Raw genomic sequence first — 16,503 nt, 5'->3', positions numbered from 1 at the left:
TGCTGAGCAGGAGCGAATCATGACCGGTCCGTAAAGGACACATGAATAAGTGAAGGTACCGCGCAGCGGCGGGCAGGCTTGTCGCAAGGCAGGGAGTGCAGAGGGCGCGGCCAGGCGCCCTTTGCCCGGTCGCCCACGGCGGATTACAGGCAGCAAGCCTTATTACAAAGCGAACGGAATATTCACCGTGCTGATAATAAAATCCTCCTCCCTCCCCTTTAACTTACAGCACGTTGCCATGCCGTCAGCCAATTCGCATAATGCGCTGGCCACCTCACCGTCGGTGTGCCGGGTTTTCCCATACCGAAACCATGTCCGCCGCGGGAATAACGAAATAACTCAACCGGCACATGTTCCCGCTGACAGGCAGCCTGCAGAATCAGGGTATTTTCAGGGTCAGACACCGGATCATCTTTCGCCTGCACCAGGAAAAATGGAGGTGACTGCGCTGTCACAAAATTCTGTACTGACCACTGTGCATCCTGCTGCAGAGAAGCCCCTGTACCGGCCAGGATACGGTGTGTTGAAGTATGCGTATAGGGAGGTTCAAGTGTGATCACCGGGTAAATTAATGCTGCCCGGTCAGCCTTTGCGGGCAGAGTATCAAGAGCATCTGTCGGAGGGTAACTGACAAAATTACTGCGGGTCACGGCTAATCCCAGTAAATGAGCACCGGCAGAAAACCCCAGTACACTCAGGTGCTTCTCCCGTTGCCTGATAATACGTAATGCCCGTTGCGCATCCTGCAAGGCCACCAGAGTACCCTCCCTCCAATTTTCATCAGGCAGGCGATACGTCAGTACATAGGCCCTAAAACCGCGGGCGGTAAGCCATGCCGCTGCGGGTAAAGCTTCTTTACGCATTTCTATCCGTTTATAACCCCCCCCGGCAGCAATCAGTACCGCATAACCATTGGGATTAGCCGGTAAATAAACACTCAGTACGGGGCGGGCAATATGGCTCAGCGCACCATCCCCGGAAACTTTTACCGGCCCGCCTGGGCCTCCTCCTCCCGGAGGTATCCCCGCCCACAGCGGTATCACTTCCGCTGGGGGTGACTGCACGGGGGCCGCCTCAGCCACTACACTCAGGCTTTGTCGGCCGCTGAACACTCCGGCGGCGACACACGCCAGGAAAGTACGACGATGCATCAATGGCCTCCTACAGTCAGAGAATTTTACCGGCAACAGACCGCGATATCCCCCCGAAGCACAACAGACAAATGACAGACGGTGTCCTGATGCCATGAACCATTACCGTTCCTCAGTCTCTGCCTCTTTTTATGCCCGCGGAAATACCCGGAATACGCTGAATTTCACACACGAAAAAGTTTCCTCCCCCTCTGCTGCAATGGGGTGTAAACCTGCTCCCGCAGCAGGATCGGGTGAAAACATCTGTATGTGCTCCCCCCGGCAGGATGTGAAATTAAGACAACCCCTCACAGACAGCCGACAGTAAAGAAAATATTGTGTCATCAGGTAGTTATGTCTCATTCCTTTGATTTAAATGCCGAAAATTTCACTTTCTGACACTAAAGGCACATTATTATGATGAACTATCTGCTTCCGGGGATCGCCATACTGCTGTTAATCATTGCCGGCGTACTGTTTGTCTCCTATCTGCGGGACAGGCGTAAAACCCGCTTCTCCCGCGGAAACAAACGTCGTTAAACGTTCGGTTATCACATCACTGGCCGTATCCTGCGATTTGCACAGGATACGGTCCTTCCTGTCGCCGGAGATTATTTCCCGTTGGGAGTTTCCGGCTGTAGTTCATAGGCTTTTTGTACCAGCGGATCCCGCTCAGCCTTATCCGTCACTTTACGATCCCATATTTCATCCATCTGGCGACGTGTATCTTCTGTGATCTCTTGCGGAACAACATTCCGGTAATGTGTTTCCTCACCGGTCACCACTTTTACAATCAGTTCAGATACCTGATGTGGCTGATACTGTTCATGCGGGAATGCAATTTGTGAATAGTCGAATACCGTATCTTCTTTATCTTCCGGCCACCAGTGTTGCCACGCTTCAAACATACGGTCATTGAACCCGGTCAGAATCGGGCCCGGGTTTACCGTCGCAACCTGCACACCAAATTCACGCAATTCTTTATGCAACGCTTCGGCAAAAGCTTCCAGCGCATGTTTACTGGCTGAATAAGCCCCGGCAAACGGATCTGTGGTGATCCCTGCGACCGATGAAACGAAAACAATTTTTCCCTCTTTCCGGTCGATAAACTGCCGTGCAAACTGCTGAGTCAGAAGAATGCTCCCGAAAACATTGACTTCAAACTGACGACGAAGCTGTTCTTCAGGCAGATCAACCACCGCCCCGCCTTCCGATATACCGGCATTATTAAGCAGAATATCGACCGGCCAACTGGCCGCGAGCAGACGATCATTCTCGTCAGTAATGTCCAGTTTCTCCACCCGTAAGTCCAGACCCTGCTGACGGGCAGTCTCTTTCAGAGGCTGAATTTGTGCAACAGTTTCAGTGGCAGCAATCACCTGATACCCGGCTTTGGCAAGCAATAATGCGCTTTCTTTACCGAATCCGCTGCCGGCACCGGTGATAAGTACAGTCTTCTGTAGCATGACATTTTCCTCTGCTGAATGTGATGGCTGACTCTTCAGTATAGAACACTCTTGTTTTCCGGCCTGGATAGCACAGTTTAGCTGCACCGTATCAGACGTTACTGCTGCCCGGCCGTGCCCCGGCCCCGGAGTTTATCTGCCTGTGAAATGGCCTGTAGCTGATGGTTTGCGTTATTAATCGCATTCAGCAGAGGGTAGATCCACAATACGGCCTGACAATAGCTCAGATGTCCGGGGGTAAGGGAACCGGCACGGGTTGCAGCAGCGCTGCCGGCAGTGGCTGGCACTGTGCCGGCACGTAAATCTTGCGTGTAACGGTACAACCGCTGAGCAATGTCATCAGGCACAGGAATATCACAGGTTTTCTGGCGACGGAGAACAGTCCGGAATTCATTAATATTTTCCTCACTTTGCGTACTTGCGCGTAAATTCGTTTGCAGAGCTTTTTCAGAAAGTTCGTTCAGTCGCTGCCACTGGTTATTCTGTATTCTGATAACCTGTGCCTGATACTGCTGTTCTTTCTCTGCCTGATGTTGTGCGGTGACAGCGCTTTTATAGCGGTAAGCAGTCACTGCGCTTATGACAACCGTCAGTAACCAGAAAATGCCGATCACAATGGCCAGAATGGATTTCATTTTCATCATTTATGCCTGCTGCAATGCGGTCAGTGCGGTCTGCAGGCGCTCTGCTCTGTCGGTAAGACCATTCCTGCCACCGTTGATGATTTCCGTTACTTTCACCAGATCCCCGGAACAAGCCAGACATCCCTGTGATGCGAAAAACCAGGCGGCGGAAAGTGCGGCGGGCGTATCGGTCGCCAGCAGGTCCGGGTGGCTGAGCAACGGCAAGCCAATACCGGAGGCACAGCGTAAATAATTCTCCCGACCGGTGATCTGAATCAGCCCCCTGCCGCGGTAAATCCAGCCTTCTGCCGGTGTCAGGTTGCCCAGCCGCTGTCCATATAATTGCTCTGCAATTTGTGGTTGCTGAGCAGAATGCGCTGCGGTGCGGCCCAGGGCCATAGCCTGCTGCGGGGTAAAATAAGATGAAAAGAGTTGTTGTAACGCCTCCGGGGTATAGTTAAAACATTCCGTCAGTGTGGTGAATCCTCCGGATTCATGGGCGGTCTGAGCAATAAACATGGCCTGATCGATGGGACGGATAATCGAAAAACGTTCCATCGCCCCGGTCACTGGCTCAAGCCAACGTGATGCCAGGTCCCCACTGATGCCGGCGGCAGCGGCAAATTGTTCTGTTTGCATTATCAAAAGACTCCTGCTTAATCGCGACCCTGAGGGGTCAGAAATAAGGTGAGTCCTGACAGTAAGTCGCCAGCCATCGGGCCACCAGCAGTGAGTGTTGTGCCCCGTGACAGCCAACAAAAGGGTGTGTATAACACGAAAAAACGCAGAGACAGGGCCGGGAACGGGCAGAGGATCAGTGCAGTGCTCAGTCTGTGGCGTAAGCAAGGGAGACAAAAAAGAGGTCGCAGCAATCACGCGGCGACCTCTCTGAAATTAACTTTCTCTGCCGGCAGTCTTCACCGCCGGTAACCTGGCCGGATTAGCTTAGCTATAGGCCTCTAAAGTCCGCTGGCACAGCTCTGAACGGACGCAATCCTGTTTATCGAAACGGATCAAGCCGACCAGCTCATCTTCCTCAAAGCGCTGTAATGCATCCGCCAGGCCGGATGTGACTCCCCGGGGTAAATCACACTGGGTAATATCGCCGTTGACGATAACAGTGACATTTTCGCCCAGGCGGGTCAGAAACATCTTCATCTGAGCCGCGGTGACGTTCTGGGCTTCATCAAGAATCACAAACGCATTCTCGAACGTCCGCCCGCGCATGTACGCAAAAGGTGCAATCTCAACTTTACCGATTTCCGGGCGCAGACAATATTGCATGAAGGACGCGCCCAGGCGTTTTACCAGCACATCATAAACCGGACGAAAATACGGGGCGAATTTCTCAGAAATATCACCAGGCAGGAAGCCCAGATCCTCATCGGCCTGCAGGACCGGCCGTGTAACAATGATCCTCTCGACATCTTTATTAGACAAGGCTTCTGCGGCTTTCGCTGCACTGATCCAGGTTTTACCGCACCCGGCTTCACCGGTGGCGAATATAAGCTGTTTGTGTTCAATGGCTGAAAGATAATTTGCCTGTGCCTCGTTACGTGCTGCAATCACAGAACGGTCACGACTATCACGGGCCATGCCAATCGAATCCATGCCACCCATTTGTACCAGCGAGGTCACCGATTCTTCTTCACGCTGACGATGACTGCGTGAATCATTACGGATCACACGGCGCGCTTCACGACGCGCTTTAATCACTGCTTTCTGTCTTCCCATGTTGGCACCTTACAGTTGGTTTCATTTTCCGGCCTGAATATCAGGCGCGTATACGTGAACGCTTTAGAGGTTTACAGGCTTCCTTCTGAGCCACGAACAGCCATTGAGAACAGTACCTCGTTAAAAAAACGTGTACCGGTAAAAGAGACATGAAGTAATGAAATTAAGCTGAGTAAGAAAAAGGATTTTTGAGTGTGCTGCCTCTTCACGTCTGGCGACGCGAGTGAAATGTTGCTGATGTAATAACGACAGTCACCATTCATACACACACTCCGGAGAAACTTCGTAATACTGAAACTCTCAATGAATAACTTGTACCAGCTCCCCGGGGAATGCAACAATATTTTTACTTAATTTCTGATTAGATATTTTTCATTCTGCCTGAACATCGATGCCATCGGATATCATTATCTTTTTATAACAAACAGATGCATTATTTATGGCTATTTTTCATACAACCCCAAATAGTGCTATGAAAAAAAACAGGGACCGAAGAATAACCGGCAGCTACAGTGGTTCTGTCTAACCGGTATACAAAGAGTGACTGGACCGGCAGAACAGAAAATTTTAAATCAACATGCCGATAACAAGAAAAAATATAGGCTGCCAGAAAGCACACTATATCTGCATGCCGGAGTGGTACTTCATGGGCTTTATCCCCCGGCTGACGTTGATATCACCGCAGATAATCACTCAATCATATTCCCTGCTCAACGTGCCACCGCTGATAAGAATATTCTGCGAGCCTCCCGCAGAGTGATAAACAGATGACAATGAGAAGATGACACCAGGAGCTGCCCCACCCCCTTTCATCACTCAGACACGAGAGTAACCACATAAGGATTTACAGGGGGCCGCTTGCAAAGCAAAGCCTGCGAGTTTTTCTCACAGGGTATCGGGAACGTCCTCTGTCATCGTCCTCCGGATACAGCCCCCGGACGGCTAATCGCGCCTCAGTCGCTAAGGAATTCCTGGCGTGCATTCTCAAAACGCTGTAACGCAGCTTCGGAAGGTTTTTTGCCGATAAAGCTGAATACGACGATAGCCAATAAGCCGGCGATAAAGCCCGGAATAATTTCGTACAGACCAAAGAAGTTATACTGTTTCCAGAAAATGACCGTTGAGGCCCCGACGATCATCCCCGCCAGAGCACCGTTCCGGCTCATTCGCTTCCAGCAAAGGCTCATCAGGATCACCGGGCCAAAGGCTGCACCAAATCCGGCCCAGGCATAACTCACCAGGCCCAGAACTTTATTATCAGGATCACGGGCCAGCAGGATCGCAATGACAGCCACCAGTAATACCATCAGTCGGCCAATCCAGACGCGTTCCTGTTGTCCGGCATTTTTGCGAAAGAATGCGCGATAGAAATCTTCGGTCAGAGCACTTGAGCAAACCAGTAACTGACAACTTAGTGTCGACATCACTGCCGCAAGAATAGCTGACAGCAAAACCCCGGCAATCCAGGGATTGAACAGAATTTTGGTCAGTTCAATAAAGATCCTTTCTCCGTTTTTATTCACCTCGCCCGCGAGTTCAGGATGATTATCAAAATAAGCAATGCCGAAGAAACCTACGGATACGGCGCCCGCCAGACACAGTATCATCCACGTCATGCCGATACGACGGGCGGCCACCATAGAGCGATGTGAATCTGCGGCCATAAACCGTGCCAGAATATGTGGCTGCCCGAAATAACCCAGTCCCCAGCCCAGCATAGATACAATGGCAATCACATCCATCCGGTTAACAATATCGGTAAAACCAGGGCCATGATGCTCAATTACCGTCATCGCTTGCGGAATACCGCCAACGGCAAAAATAACGATCAGCGGGGTCAGAAGAAGCGCGAAGATCATCAGGCTGGCCTGAACCGTATCGGTCCAGCTGACCGCCAGAAACCCACCCAGGAAGGTATAAATAATGGTCGCAGCAGCTCCGGCCCAGAGCGCGGTTTCATAGCTCATACCAAAGGTACTTTCAAAAAGCCGCGCACCCGCCACAATTCCGGAAGCACAATAGATAGTGAAAAAGACCAGAATGATCACCGCAGAGATAACCCGTAAGAGTTTACTGCGGTCTTCAAAGCGACTGGTGAAATAGTCGGGCAGAGTCAGCGCATTATTATGATGCTCGGTATGTACCCGAAGTCTGCCGGCAATAATTTTCCAGTTCAGCCAGGCACCGATGATAAGCCCGATGGCAATCCAGCTTTCCGAAATACCGGAAAGAAAAATCGCACCCGGTAGCCCCATCAGCAACCAGCCGCTCATATCCGAAGCACCTGCAGAAAGTGCCGTGACGAGGCTCCCTAAACTACGACCACCAAGGATATAGTCATCAAAGTTTTTCGTTGAACGCCAGGCAAAAAAGCCGATCAAAAGCATACCAAAGATATAAATAATAAATGTTACTAACAAAGGGGTACTGACTGTCATGTTTATCTCCATTTTCTATTATTATCAGGCTAATTCCTGCTGAATAGCACGTAAAAGTCATATGCAGGTCCATTACACGCACAGAAACCGTTCATTACGCCTGTTTTTTCTTCGCCCTGATTTTAACAGTGAAGTAACATTTAAAATCCCTTGATGCATCCTCTTTTTTTCAACAACCTGCGACGGATCATGTTTTCCACCCGTATTTTATGCATCCGGCATGCCACAGGGTGAATAATTATGGGGAAATATGTCGCAAATAATTCAAAATCTCTTTCCGGAGCTATGCCAGAGTTGCGCCGGGTAACACTTTTTAGTTTCATAAGTTTTTCATAGTTGCAACAGGTTGCAACATGGGTGATATTGAGGTGCAACCTTGCCTGTTAATCACTGACGGAGAACTGTATGGCAACGACCACCACGATGGGTGTTAAACTGGATGAAGAAACACGGGAACGTCTGAAAAAAGCCGCGAGTAAAATAGACCGGACGCCACACTGGCTGATCCGTCAGGCCATATTCAACCTGCTGGAAGCGATAGAATCCGGCCAGACCCCGTTCTTTTCTGAACTCTCCGGCACCGGTAATGAACCGGATAAAACCACGGAGAAAAACGAACCGGTGCAACCTTTCCTGGATTTTGCCGAACAGGTACTCCCTCAGTCAGTGATCCGTGCAGCGATCACTGCTGCATGGCGCAGGCCGGAAACCGATGCAGTCCCGATGATCCTGGAACAGGCACGCCTGACACCAGCGCTGTCAGAAAAAACCCATCAGCTGGCACATAAGCTCGCCGAAAACCTTCGCCAGCAAAAATCCAGCGGCGGCCGTGCCGGGATGGTTCAGGGGCTGTTGCAGGAGTTCTCTTTGTCTTCTCAGGAGGGTGTCGCACTGATGTGTCTCGCTGAGGCGCTATTAAGGATCCCCGATAAACCCACCCGGGATGCACTGATCCGCGACAAAATCAGCCACGGTAACTGGCAATCACATCTCGGGCGCAGCGCCTCGTTATTTGTCAATGCCGCTACCTGGGGGCTACTGGTCACCGGAAAACTGGTCGCTACCCATAACGAAGCCAGCCTGTCACGATCACTAAACCGTATTATCAGTAAAAGCGGTGAACCGGTGATCCGCAAAGGGGTGGATATGGCAATGCGTCTGATGGGTGAACAGTTCGTCACCGGTGAGACTATCTCTGAAGCTCTGGCTAATGCACGGCGTCTTGAAGATAAAGGCTTCCGTTACTCTTATGACATGCTGGGTGAAGCGGCTCTGACCCGTAAAGACGCCGAGGCTTATCTGCTTTCTTATCAGCAGGCGATCCATGCCATCGGTAAAGCCTCAAATGGCCGCGGGATTTATGAAGGTCCGGGAATTTCTATCAAGCTTTCAGCCCTGCACCCGCGTTACCAGCGCGCACAGTATGACCGTGTCATGGATGAGCTGTATCCGGTGCTGAAATCACTGACGTTGCTGGCCCGTGAATACGATATCGGTATTAATATTGATGCAGAAGAAGCTGACCGGCTGGAACTGTCACTCGATTTGCTGGAAAAACTCTGTTTCGAGCCCGCACTGGAAGGATGGAATGGCATTGGTTTCGTTATCCAGGCCTATCAGAAACGTTGCCCGTTTGTGGTGGATTCACTGATTGATCTTGCCCGTCGCAGCCACCGCCGACTGATGATCCGTCTGGTCAAAGGGGCATATTGGGATAGCGAAATTAAACGTGCTCAGACTGAGGGGCTGGAAGGTTATCCGGTCTATACCCGTAAAGTCTATACCGATGTCTCCTACCTGGCCTGTGCCCGCAAATTGCTGTCTGTCCCGAATCTGATTTACCCGCAATTCGCGACCCATAATGCCCAGAGTCTGGCGGCTATCTATCAGTTAGCCGGGAATAACTATTATCCCGGTCAGTATGAATTCCAGTGTTTGCATGGGATGGGCGAGCCGTTATACGAACAGGTCGTCGGTCCGTTGTCAGAAGGCAAACTGAATCGCCCCTGCCGTATTTATGCCCCGGTCGGAACACATGAAACACTGCTGGCCTATCTGGTACGCCGGTTACTGGAAAACGGGGCAAACACTTCGTTTGTTAACCGTATTGCCGATAAGAGCCTGTCGCTGGAGGATTTGATTATTGACCCGGTACTTGCTACCGATACGCTGGCCGCAGAAGAAGGTGTCGCAGGTCTGCCTCATCCGAAAATCCCGTTACCCCGGGATTTATACGGTGACACACGTAAGAACTCAGAAGGTCTGGATCTGGCGAACGAACACCGGCTGGCCTCGTTATCCAGTGCCTTACTCAACAGCGCCTCCCGCCACTGGCTGGCTGAGCCACTGATCGATGCGCCGCCGGGCTCCGGAGAACACCCTGTGCTGCCGGTCGTCAACCCGGCTGCCCCCCGGGATGTCGTAGGTAGCGTACGTGAGGCAACCTCACAGGAAGTTACTGCAGCGATTGCGGCCAGTACCCGGGCCTCCTCTATCTGGTTTGCCACTCCGCCGCAGGAAAGAGCGGCGATCCTGGAGGATGCTGCCGTCCGTATGGAAGGACAGATGCAAATCCTGATGGGACTGCTGATCCGTGAAGCCGGAAAGTCTTACCCGAACGCGATTGCCGAAATTCGCGAAGCGGTGGACTTCCTGCGCTATTACGCTGCTGCTGTACGCGAGAATTTTGATAATGAAACGCACCGCCCGCTGGGTACGGTGGTCTGTATCAGTCCGTGGAACTTCCCGCTGGCCATTTTTACCGGGCAGATCGCCGCCGCGCTCGCCGCCGGTAATGCTGTACTGGCAAAACCTGCCGAACAGACGCCATTGATTGCCATGGAGGCTGTGCGGATCCTGCACGAGGCCGGGGTTCCGCGCGGTGTACTGCAGTTATTACCGGGGGCCGGAGAGAGTGTCGGCGCACAACTGGTTGCAGATCAAGCGATCCGTGGGGTGATCTTCACCGGCTCTACTGCTGTGGCAGCATTGTTGCAACGTAATCTTGCCGGGCGTCTTGACCCGTCAGGTCAGCCGGTGCCACTGATTGCTGAAACCGGCGGAATGAATGCTATGGTAGTCGACTCTTCGGCACTGACAGAACAGGTGGTGCTTGATGTGGTAGCTTCCGCCTTCGACAGTGCCGGCCAGCGTTGCTCCGCACTGCGACTGCTGTGTCTTCAGGAGGATGTGGCTGACCATACCCTGACGATGCTGCGTGGCGCGATGGCAGAGTACCGGATCGGGAATCCGGAATATCTGTCCACGGATATCGGCCCGGTGATCGACGATGATGCCCGCAGGATGATTGAGGAGCACATCTCCGCGATGGCGGAGAAAGGCTTTAGCGTTTCGCGTATTACCCACCCGGAGGGCGAGAAAGCGGCCCGCCTGAGCCAGGGACATTTCGTTATCCCGGCCTTAATAGAAATCGATTCGCCTGCTGACCTGAAGCAGGAGATTTTCGGCCCGGTATTACATGTGGTGCGCTATCCCCGTAACGGCCTGGCGAAAGTGCTGGAAAGCATTAACAGTTCCGGCTACGGACTGACCTTTGGGGTTCACACCCGTATTGACGAGACTATCCACCAGGTCACTGGCGGGATCCATGCCGGTAACCTCTATGTTAACCGTAATATGGTGGGTGCCGTCGTTGGTGTGCAACCGTTCGGCGGTGAAGGCCTCTCCGGTACCGGTCCGAAAGCCGGCGGCCCTCTGTACCTGTACCGGTTACTATCCTCACGACCGAATGACGCCATAAAAGTGACGCTGTCACAGATACCCTCGCTGCTGCCTGATTCGGATATGACTCTGCCGGAACCGTTTGTCGCACTGAGCTCATACGCTCAGACCCTGGAAAACACACGTCTGACGGAACAGTGTCGCCGTTTTGCGGAAGAGAATCAGAGCCAGCGCGTCAAAATATTAACCGGTCCGACCGGAGAACGTAACAGCTATACCCTGCTCCCCCGGGAGCGGGTCTTGTGTCTGGCGGATACCTCTGAAGATGCACTGTGTCAGCTGGCTCTGGCCCTCTGTACCGGCTGCCGGGTTCTTTGGCCTGACGATGAAAATCACCGTCAGTGGCTTGGTTCTTTACCGGCAGAGGTACAGCGACAGGTGGACCTCAGTTCATCAGCAATCGATGATAATTATGACGCGGTCATTTTCCATGGAGATGCTGACCAGTTGAGTCTGCTATGTCGTCAGGTCGCGTTACGTAACGGCCCTATCGTATCAGTGCAGGGGTTTGCACGCGGAGAGACTTCTCTGTTAAGCGAACGGTTGCTGATTGAACGTTCGGTGAGCGTTAATACGGCGGCGGCCGGAGGTAACGCCAGCCTGATGACCATCGGCTGATGCCTGTCTGTGGCCCGGCAGATCGGGCCGCAGAACGGTAGTGGTTCTCCCGGCCAATCGTTTCAGGCGGCGTCACACGGTCATCCCTGCAAGGCTTATGTCTATTCGGCCCGCAGTGTTCATCTTGCCGTGGTGATGCCTGCAGAGAGATATCCGGACATAGCATGGGAACCCGGGATCTGCGCGGGGGTGTCACCGCGAAGCGTGAGAGGGGTGTCCGGGTGAACGTATTGGTTTAACTGACCTGCCATTGGGATCAGGCAGGTCACATCATTCAACCCGCCGTACTGCCATCCGCAAAGTGATTTTGCATGAGGGCTGGCTGAATATCCTGAATAACCTGTTGCTGCGGGTGATCCCTGGACTCGGACAAGGCTTTGCGGCACTCTTCGGTCGGCTGACTGACTTTTTTCAGCGTCAGGCCATCGTAGTGCATTACCCCGTTTTCCACCGTGACTGACATGACCCGTAACTGGCGATTAATATTCACCAGTTCATCATCAATCTGAGACAACTTTCCTGGCTTGGCAATGACCCGCTGCCACTGGCGGCAATCCAGGGTATCCCCTTGCGGACTGATGAGTAAAGAAGCCATCGCCTGAGGGCTGACCAGCGCTGATTGTGGTCCGTCACTCTGCCAGACTCCAGCCATCCCGGCCGGAGCCGGAACTTTAGCGGCCTGCGGGTAATTATCAATCTGCGCACAGCCAGCTAATGCCAGCAAAGGTAATAACATCCATCTTTTCATATACTTTCTCTGTTAACCCGTCACCGGAACCTGTTCCCCGGACATTATATAGAGTCCTCATGCTATTGCAGCCCCTGAGGAGCAAATATCCCGCAGTAAATCCCGCCAGGTTACCACAGTTTGCCCTGACATTAGTCTGCGGAGCAGATACAATTACGCTATGTTGGTTGATAAGAAGAATGCTATGAAAACGCCCGAACAGTATTATGTGATTGCCCGAGATATGTTTTTCTCGGCGCATCCTGATTTTAATCAGGCCCTGAACGAAATAACAGAAGAAGAAGCAAAACAAGCGGGTATGGAGCCTGAAGCTTATCGTGCACTACAGGCCGAACGTATATACGCCGCATTTCTGCGTCAGAAAAAACTGGATGGGATGATTTTTTCGATCCAGCTTGCCGAGCCGGATAAAGAAGTGGCTGCAACGGCGATTGAGAATTATCTGAAAAGTCATGCTGAGGCTCTGGGAATGAGCTGGGAAGAGTTCCTGATCAAAAATGAACTCTGAGTGATCAGCAGTATTAAAACACGGGGGGAATGCATTCCCCCTGTACTCTGTTGATTGTCTGTTAAAGGCGCTTCTGCTACTGTAAATATCAGTATAAAACTGACCGCCGGGGATTGAGCTGCATGGCAAATAACCGAAGTAAAAAATACGGAAAAATGGTACTGGTTTTGGTCTTCATCTGCCTGGGTCTGCTGATGTTGCGCTGGGCTGCCATGATTTGGGGATAACCCTGTGTCGTGCCATCCTGCCACCACCCCTCTGTCTGCTCCCCTTATAGCAACATAAATCGCCTGCGAATTTACAGATACAGGCAGCATGCTCTGCTGTATTTATTGATCCGCAGAATAATACACCCGTTGCTTGCCATCTCTTTGCAGTATTATTCTGCCAGATATTAGTCACCTGGCATAATTCAGCACATTTCAAGGCGTAAGCCTTTCCCCATATAGGTTATTCGCTCCTGACATGCCGGTGATATTTCCCACGCAATGGATAAACTTCAATTCCGGAAAATATGCCAGAAATATCCCCCGAACTGTAATGACACCTATTCCACTACATCCCCCGCCGCTACGCGTTTTCCGGAGAAAATTGCGCCCTGTTTGATGTAAAAATAACAGGATATAGCCCGTATGATATTCAAACGATATTCCTGGCTGCAATACTTTAGCAGGTGACAATAAGCAGAGGAATTTTACACGAAATTATTCATCGTGCCGCAGAGGATTTATATATTCCGTCACGCTGGCGGATATCATGTATTTCCCACAGAAAATAGAATATTTATCGGCATTATAGTCCATCGGTAATTAAATTTGATTTCCGCGCCAGGGATTGTTAGCGTAAAAAAGATCAGAACAACAGGAGCCACATGTGAATAAAAAAATAATTCTCCCTGCATTAATTTTCTCTCTATGCGGAACCGCAACTGCACAGGATCTTCCGGGTAAAGGCATTTCCGTTCAGGCGGTAAAAAGTCCGCTGGCAGAAGAGTCATTCCAGACTGAGTTAGCTAATCGCGCGCTAGCTAAACTAGGCTATGATGTTAAGCCCACTCAGGAAGTGGACTATAGTGTTGCTTATGCCTCTGTGGCCAGAGGTGATGCGACTTTCCTGACCGTCGACTGGGAGCCGTTGCAGTCTGATATGTATAACTCCGCCGGAGGAGACAAAAGCTTTTTCCGTGCAGGTCCTTATATTACCGGCGCAGCCCAGGGATATCTGATTGATAAGAAAACGGCAGAAAAATATCACATCACCGATATCTCGCAATTAAAAGATCCTAAAATTGCCCGCTTGTTTGATGATACCGGTGACGGTAAAGCCTCGCTGACCGGTTGTGAGGCAGGATGGTCTTGCGGCAAAGTGATTGATGCCCAGATCAAAGCCTATGGCCTGAGCAATACGGTAGAACAGGATCAGGGCAGCTATTCGGCGATGATTGCTAACGTTATTTCACGCTATAAAGCCGGGAAACCTATCCTGTATTATACCTGGACGCCATACTGGGTGAGTTATATTCTGAAACCTGGTAAAGATGTCGTCTGGCTGACAGTACCCTTCTCTGCCGCCCCTGCCGGCCAGCCAAATACAGATACCCGTCTGCCGAATGGCAAAAACTACGGATTCAATGTAAACGTTGAAAATATTCTGGTCAATAAAGCCTGGGCAGATAAAAATCCGGCTGCGAAGAAACTCTTCAGCCTGATGAAAATCCCCTTACAGGATATCAGTCAGCAGAATATGAGCATGCATAATGGTGAAAGTTCCAGTGCGGATGTGTCCGCGCAGGTTGATGGATGGATTAAAGCACACCAGACAGAGTTTAACTCCTGGATTGCTGCAGCAGAAAAAGCGGCTGATCATTAATCGGCACAGCTTAATGATGTAATACTGCCACCTCCTGTCGTGTATATTCACGGCAGGAGTTTCCTGAATTACCCCCTGTCTTTATCGTAAATATTAAGATCCGCCTGAATGGTTGAGCTGCTAAATGAACACACTCTATGTACTGATACTCCATGGATTTGTCTTCAGGAGGAACTCATGGGTTGCAGAAAGATAATGCCGGATGATCGCATTTCGACCACCGGAAGGGGCTTTATACTTAATCCGTAGAATAACTACCGGAAGAATTTGATAGTGAATGTTCAGGCAGTCATCCGTTAATACCTGAACAATTGCAGACAGTATTCCTGCTTCAGAAAAAAGAAATATAAGCCGTACACCGGTGTTAACCGGTCAAAGATTTTTCACCCCGTAAACAACAACAGGATTGTGTTAACTCTCTCAGGTGGTGTCTTTTCCACCAGAAAAAATTTAATTAACTCCGCCACTGCTTAACATCATTTCTGAAAGTTCAGTAAAATTATAATTGGTTATCACTGGCAAAGGCTGCCCTTCGATGAAAATTCTGGTTTTATTACCGAAACCTTCAATCTTAATCACTTTTAACTTGTTGATTATAAATGGCTTACCATGAACATCTTTAAGCTGTAACATATCTTCCCCAAAAAAAATAACAAATTTAAGATTCTTCTAATTTCGACATGGATAATAATTAAAAACTTGCTTTTAATAAAGACAGTTTATGCAAAAACCACTAATAAACACATTAGACAGGAAAGTAAGCTAAAAATCCTTCAAAAACAGGTCAATTATTATCTCATTACGGAAAATATCATTCCATCGTGTGATGATTTCTCTCATTTCCTGTATTTTCATCTGCGGGCAGAGAAGAATCGAAATAAAGTTCGACGGAATAATCTCCCGCCCGGCCGGGAAAGTATCATCAGAATCCACGAAATCTCCCTCTTTCTCAACCGCTCTTCTTCCCGCATCTCACCCATACCGTATCATTTAAGACCGCTGATATTTCTCCTTTCTGTCGCCTCATTCATAGCCCGGTGGCCGTGAACCCGATGCTGAAGTCGAAATATCCGGCGCAGTGATCAATTTATCCAGACTTTCAATGGTTTTAAATGTGCATGAACATTCTATATTCCGGCACTGGTAGTAGATTTCTTTTGCCGTTTCTGTCAGATAACGGCTGGTTCGCGTATGCGAATTATGCTGGCAAACGGGACAACGCATCATCATTATCTCCTTATTTATAAAGTAAAAAACCACCGGCATAGCGGTGGTTTCGGGGGTCGGGTTTCGTCTTACGAAGATGGGTGAATGCTGCGGGCTTTAAGTGATCGCCTGATTATCGTGTTACCGGCTTTTATGGCCTCTGTTGACTGTCCGGAATTCATCCCTGCCATCTTCTGTCATATGCCTCACCGCACCCACGGATTATTGCCGGCAGTCAGTCAGCCCCATCGCAAAGGTAATTTCGTCGCTGCCAGGAAGTCAGATCCGCTCTGACGGATCACATCAGGGGTTTGTAAGGGCACAATCAGTTTCATCCCCCGTTATTTCGTCAAGAGGACCCCTCCATCAGGCAGAGGTTAAAGGGGGAAGATTTGCAGAACAGGGAAATGGCAGAGATAAAA

15 protein-coding genes are annotated in these 16,503 nt (G+C 50.5%); 6 read left to right on the top strand and 9 right to left on the bottom strand.

What is annotated here, in order from left to right; all coding sequences use genetic code 11:
- Nucleotides 1-218: 218 nt before the first annotated feature.
- On the bottom strand, nt 219-1,151 hold the full coding sequence (locus tag GTPT_RS09830; RefSeq protein ID WP_029991576.1) for an alpha/beta hydrolase: 933 nt from the start codon (nt 1,149-1,151) through the stop codon (nt 219-221).
- A gap of 396 nt (nt 1,152-1,547) precedes the next feature.
- Here GTPT_RS09830 and GTPT_RS17930 point away from each other — a divergent pair, with 396 nt between their 5' ends.
- Nucleotides 1,548-1,670, top strand: a complete 123-nt coding sequence (locus tag GTPT_RS17930) for a hypothetical protein (protein ID WP_256360145.1) — start codon at nt 1,548-1,550, stop codon at nt 1,668-1,670.
- A gap of 71 nt (nt 1,671-1,741) precedes the next feature.
- Here the strand turns inward: GTPT_RS17930 and GTPT_RS09825 are convergent, their stop codons facing one another.
- The 5 genes from GTPT_RS09825 to putP all read right to left on the bottom strand — a co-directional run bounded on the left by GTPT_RS09825 (nt 1,742) and on the right by putP (nt 7,391).
- Nucleotides 1,742-2,596: an SDR family oxidoreductase gene (locus tag GTPT_RS09825; protein WP_029991574.1), complete on the bottom strand. Its 855-nt coding sequence runs from the start codon at nt 2,594-2,596 to the stop codon at nt 1,742-1,744.
- Between the two features lie 98 nt (nt 2,597-2,694).
- Nucleotides 2,695-3,240 (bottom strand): hypothetical protein, encoded by a 546-nt coding sequence (locus GTPT_RS09820; RefSeq protein ID WP_051170941.1) that lies wholly within the window; start codon nt 3,238-3,240, stop codon nt 2,695-2,697.
- Nucleotides 3,241-3,858, bottom strand: a complete 618-nt coding sequence (locus tag GTPT_RS09815) for a glycoside hydrolase family 19 protein (RefSeq protein WP_025902090.1) — start codon at nt 3,856-3,858, stop codon at nt 3,241-3,243. It lies immediately after the preceding gene.
- A 306-nt stretch (nt 3,859-4,164) separates the two neighbouring features.
- Nucleotides 4,165-4,953 (bottom strand): phosphate starvation-inducible protein PhoH, encoded by a 789-nt coding sequence (phoH, locus tag GTPT_RS09810; protein ID WP_025902089.1) that lies wholly within the window; start codon nt 4,951-4,953, stop codon nt 4,165-4,167.
- Nucleotides 4,954-5,906: 953 nt separating this feature from the next.
- A complete protein-coding gene (gene putP / locus GTPT_RS09795) occupies nt 5,907-7,391 on the bottom strand; it encodes a sodium/proline symporter PutP (protein WP_029991569.1) in 1,485 nt (494 codons plus the stop codon).
- Between the two features lie 405 nt (nt 7,392-7,796).
- Here putP and putA point away from each other — a divergent pair, with 405 nt between their 5' ends.
- Complete coding sequence (gene putA / locus GTPT_RS09790; protein WP_029991567.1) at nt 7,797-11,750, top strand: trifunctional transcriptional regulator/proline dehydrogenase/L-glutamate gamma-semialdehyde dehydrogenase; 3,954 nt, start codon at nt 7,797-7,799, stop codon at nt 11,748-11,750.
- 274 nt (nt 11,751-12,024) lie between these two features.
- On the opposite strand, the gene yedD is transcribed toward putA, so the two are convergent.
- Nucleotides 12,025-12,498 (bottom strand): lipoprotein YedD, encoded by a 474-nt coding sequence (gene yedD, locus GTPT_RS09785; protein ID WP_025902085.1) that lies wholly within the window; start codon nt 12,496-12,498, stop codon nt 12,025-12,027.
- 184 nt (nt 12,499-12,682) lie between these two features.
- On the opposite strand from yedD, the gene GTPT_RS09780 reads away from it, so the two are divergent.
- From GTPT_RS09780 to proX, 3 genes are all read left to right on the top strand, one after another.
- Complete coding sequence (locus tag GTPT_RS09780; protein ID WP_025902084.1) at nt 12,683-13,006, top strand: DUF6388 family protein; 324 nt, start codon at nt 12,683-12,685, stop codon at nt 13,004-13,006.
- A gap of 122 nt (nt 13,007-13,128) precedes the next feature.
- Nucleotides 13,129-13,233 carry a small membrane protein YniD gene (gene yniD / locus GTPT_RS17825; protein ID WP_235501106.1) on the top strand — a complete coding sequence of 35 codons (105 nt, stop codon included), beginning with the start codon at nt 13,129-13,131 and terminating at the stop codon, nt 13,231-13,233.
- A 646-nt stretch (nt 13,234-13,879) separates the two neighbouring features.
- Nucleotides 13,880-14,875, top strand: a complete 996-nt coding sequence (gene proX, locus GTPT_RS09775) for a glycine betaine/L-proline ABC transporter substrate-binding protein ProX (protein WP_025902083.1) — start codon at nt 13,880-13,882, stop codon at nt 14,873-14,875.
- A gap of 450 nt (nt 14,876-15,325) precedes the next feature.
- Here the strand turns inward: proX and GTPT_RS09770 are convergent, their stop codons facing one another.
- Together GTPT_RS09770 and GTPT_RS09765 are read right to left on the bottom strand one after the other, a co-directional pair.
- Nucleotides 15,326-15,508 (bottom strand): hypothetical protein, encoded by a 183-nt coding sequence (locus GTPT_RS09770; RefSeq protein ID WP_025902082.1) that lies wholly within the window; start codon nt 15,506-15,508, stop codon nt 15,326-15,328.
- Between the two features lie 390 nt (nt 15,509-15,898).
- Complete coding sequence (locus GTPT_RS09765; RefSeq protein WP_025902080.1) at nt 15,899-16,102, bottom strand: ogr/Delta-like zinc finger family protein; 204 nt, start codon at nt 16,100-16,102, stop codon at nt 15,899-15,901.
- Between the two features lie 84 nt (nt 16,103-16,186).
- On the opposite strand from GTPT_RS09765, the gene GTPT_RS09760 reads away from it, so the two are divergent.
- Nucleotides 16,187-16,375: a hypothetical protein gene (locus GTPT_RS09760; RefSeq protein WP_029991565.1), complete on the top strand. Its 189-nt coding sequence runs from the start codon at nt 16,187-16,189 to the stop codon at nt 16,373-16,375.
- Nucleotides 16,376-16,503 lie beyond the last annotated feature (128 nt).

Source organism: Tatumella ptyseos ATCC 33301, from assembly GCF_000735525.1.
GTDB lineage: Bacteria > Pseudomonadota > Gammaproteobacteria > Enterobacterales > Enterobacteriaceae > Tatumella > Tatumella ptyseos.
The sequence above is the reverse complement of the archived record's forward strand: the minus strand, read 5'-3'. Positions and strand labels throughout refer to the sequence as shown.

Excerpts from the sequence above, each read along its gene's own strand:
- GTPT_RS09830 (WP_029991576.1), bottom strand. The coding sequence starts at position 1,151 with ATGCATCGTCGTACTTTCCTGGCGTGTGTCGCCGCCGGAGTGTTCAGC.
- GTPT_RS17930 (WP_256360145.1), top strand. The coding sequence starts at position 1,548 with ATGATGAACTATCTGCTTCCGGGGATCGCCATACTGCTGTTAATCATT.
- GTPT_RS09825 (WP_029991574.1), bottom strand. The coding sequence starts at position 2,596 with ATGCTACAGAAGACTGTACTTATCACCGGTGCCGGCAGCGGATTCGGT.
- GTPT_RS09820 (WP_051170941.1), bottom strand. The coding sequence starts at position 3,240 with ATGATGAAAATGAAATCCATTCTGGCCATTGTGATCGGCATTTTCTGG.
- GTPT_RS09815 (WP_025902090.1), bottom strand. The coding sequence starts at position 3,858 with ATGCAAACAGAACAATTTGCCGCTGCCGCCGGCATCAGTGGGGACCTG.
- phoH (WP_025902089.1), bottom strand. The coding sequence starts at position 4,953 with ATGGGAAGACAGAAAGCAGTGATTAAAGCGCGTCGTGAAGCGCGCCGT.
- putP (WP_029991569.1), bottom strand. The coding sequence starts at position 7,391 with ATGACAGTCAGTACCCCTTTGTTAGTAACATTTATTATTTATATCTTT.
- putA (WP_029991567.1), top strand. The coding sequence starts at position 7,797 with ATGGCAACGACCACCACGATGGGTGTTAAACTGGATGAAGAAACACGG.
- yedD (WP_025902085.1), bottom strand. The coding sequence starts at position 12,498 with ATGAAAAGATGGATGTTATTACCTTTGCTGGCATTAGCTGGCTGTGCG.
- GTPT_RS09780 (WP_025902084.1), top strand. The coding sequence starts at position 12,683 with ATGAAAACGCCCGAACAGTATTATGTGATTGCCCGAGATATGTTTTTC.
- yniD (WP_235501106.1), top strand. The coding sequence starts at position 13,129 with ATGGCAAATAACCGAAGTAAAAAATACGGAAAAATGGTACTGGTTTTG.
- GTPT_RS09770 (WP_025902082.1), bottom strand. The coding sequence starts at position 15,508 with ATGTTACAGCTTAAAGATGTTCATGGTAAGCCATTTATAATCAACAAG.
- GTPT_RS09765 (WP_025902080.1), bottom strand. The coding sequence starts at position 16,102 with ATGATGCGTTGTCCCGTTTGCCAGCATAATTCGCATACGCGAACCAGC.
- GTPT_RS09760 (WP_029991565.1), top strand. The coding sequence starts at position 16,187 with ATGCTGCGGGCTTTAAGTGATCGCCTGATTATCGTGTTACCGGCTTTT.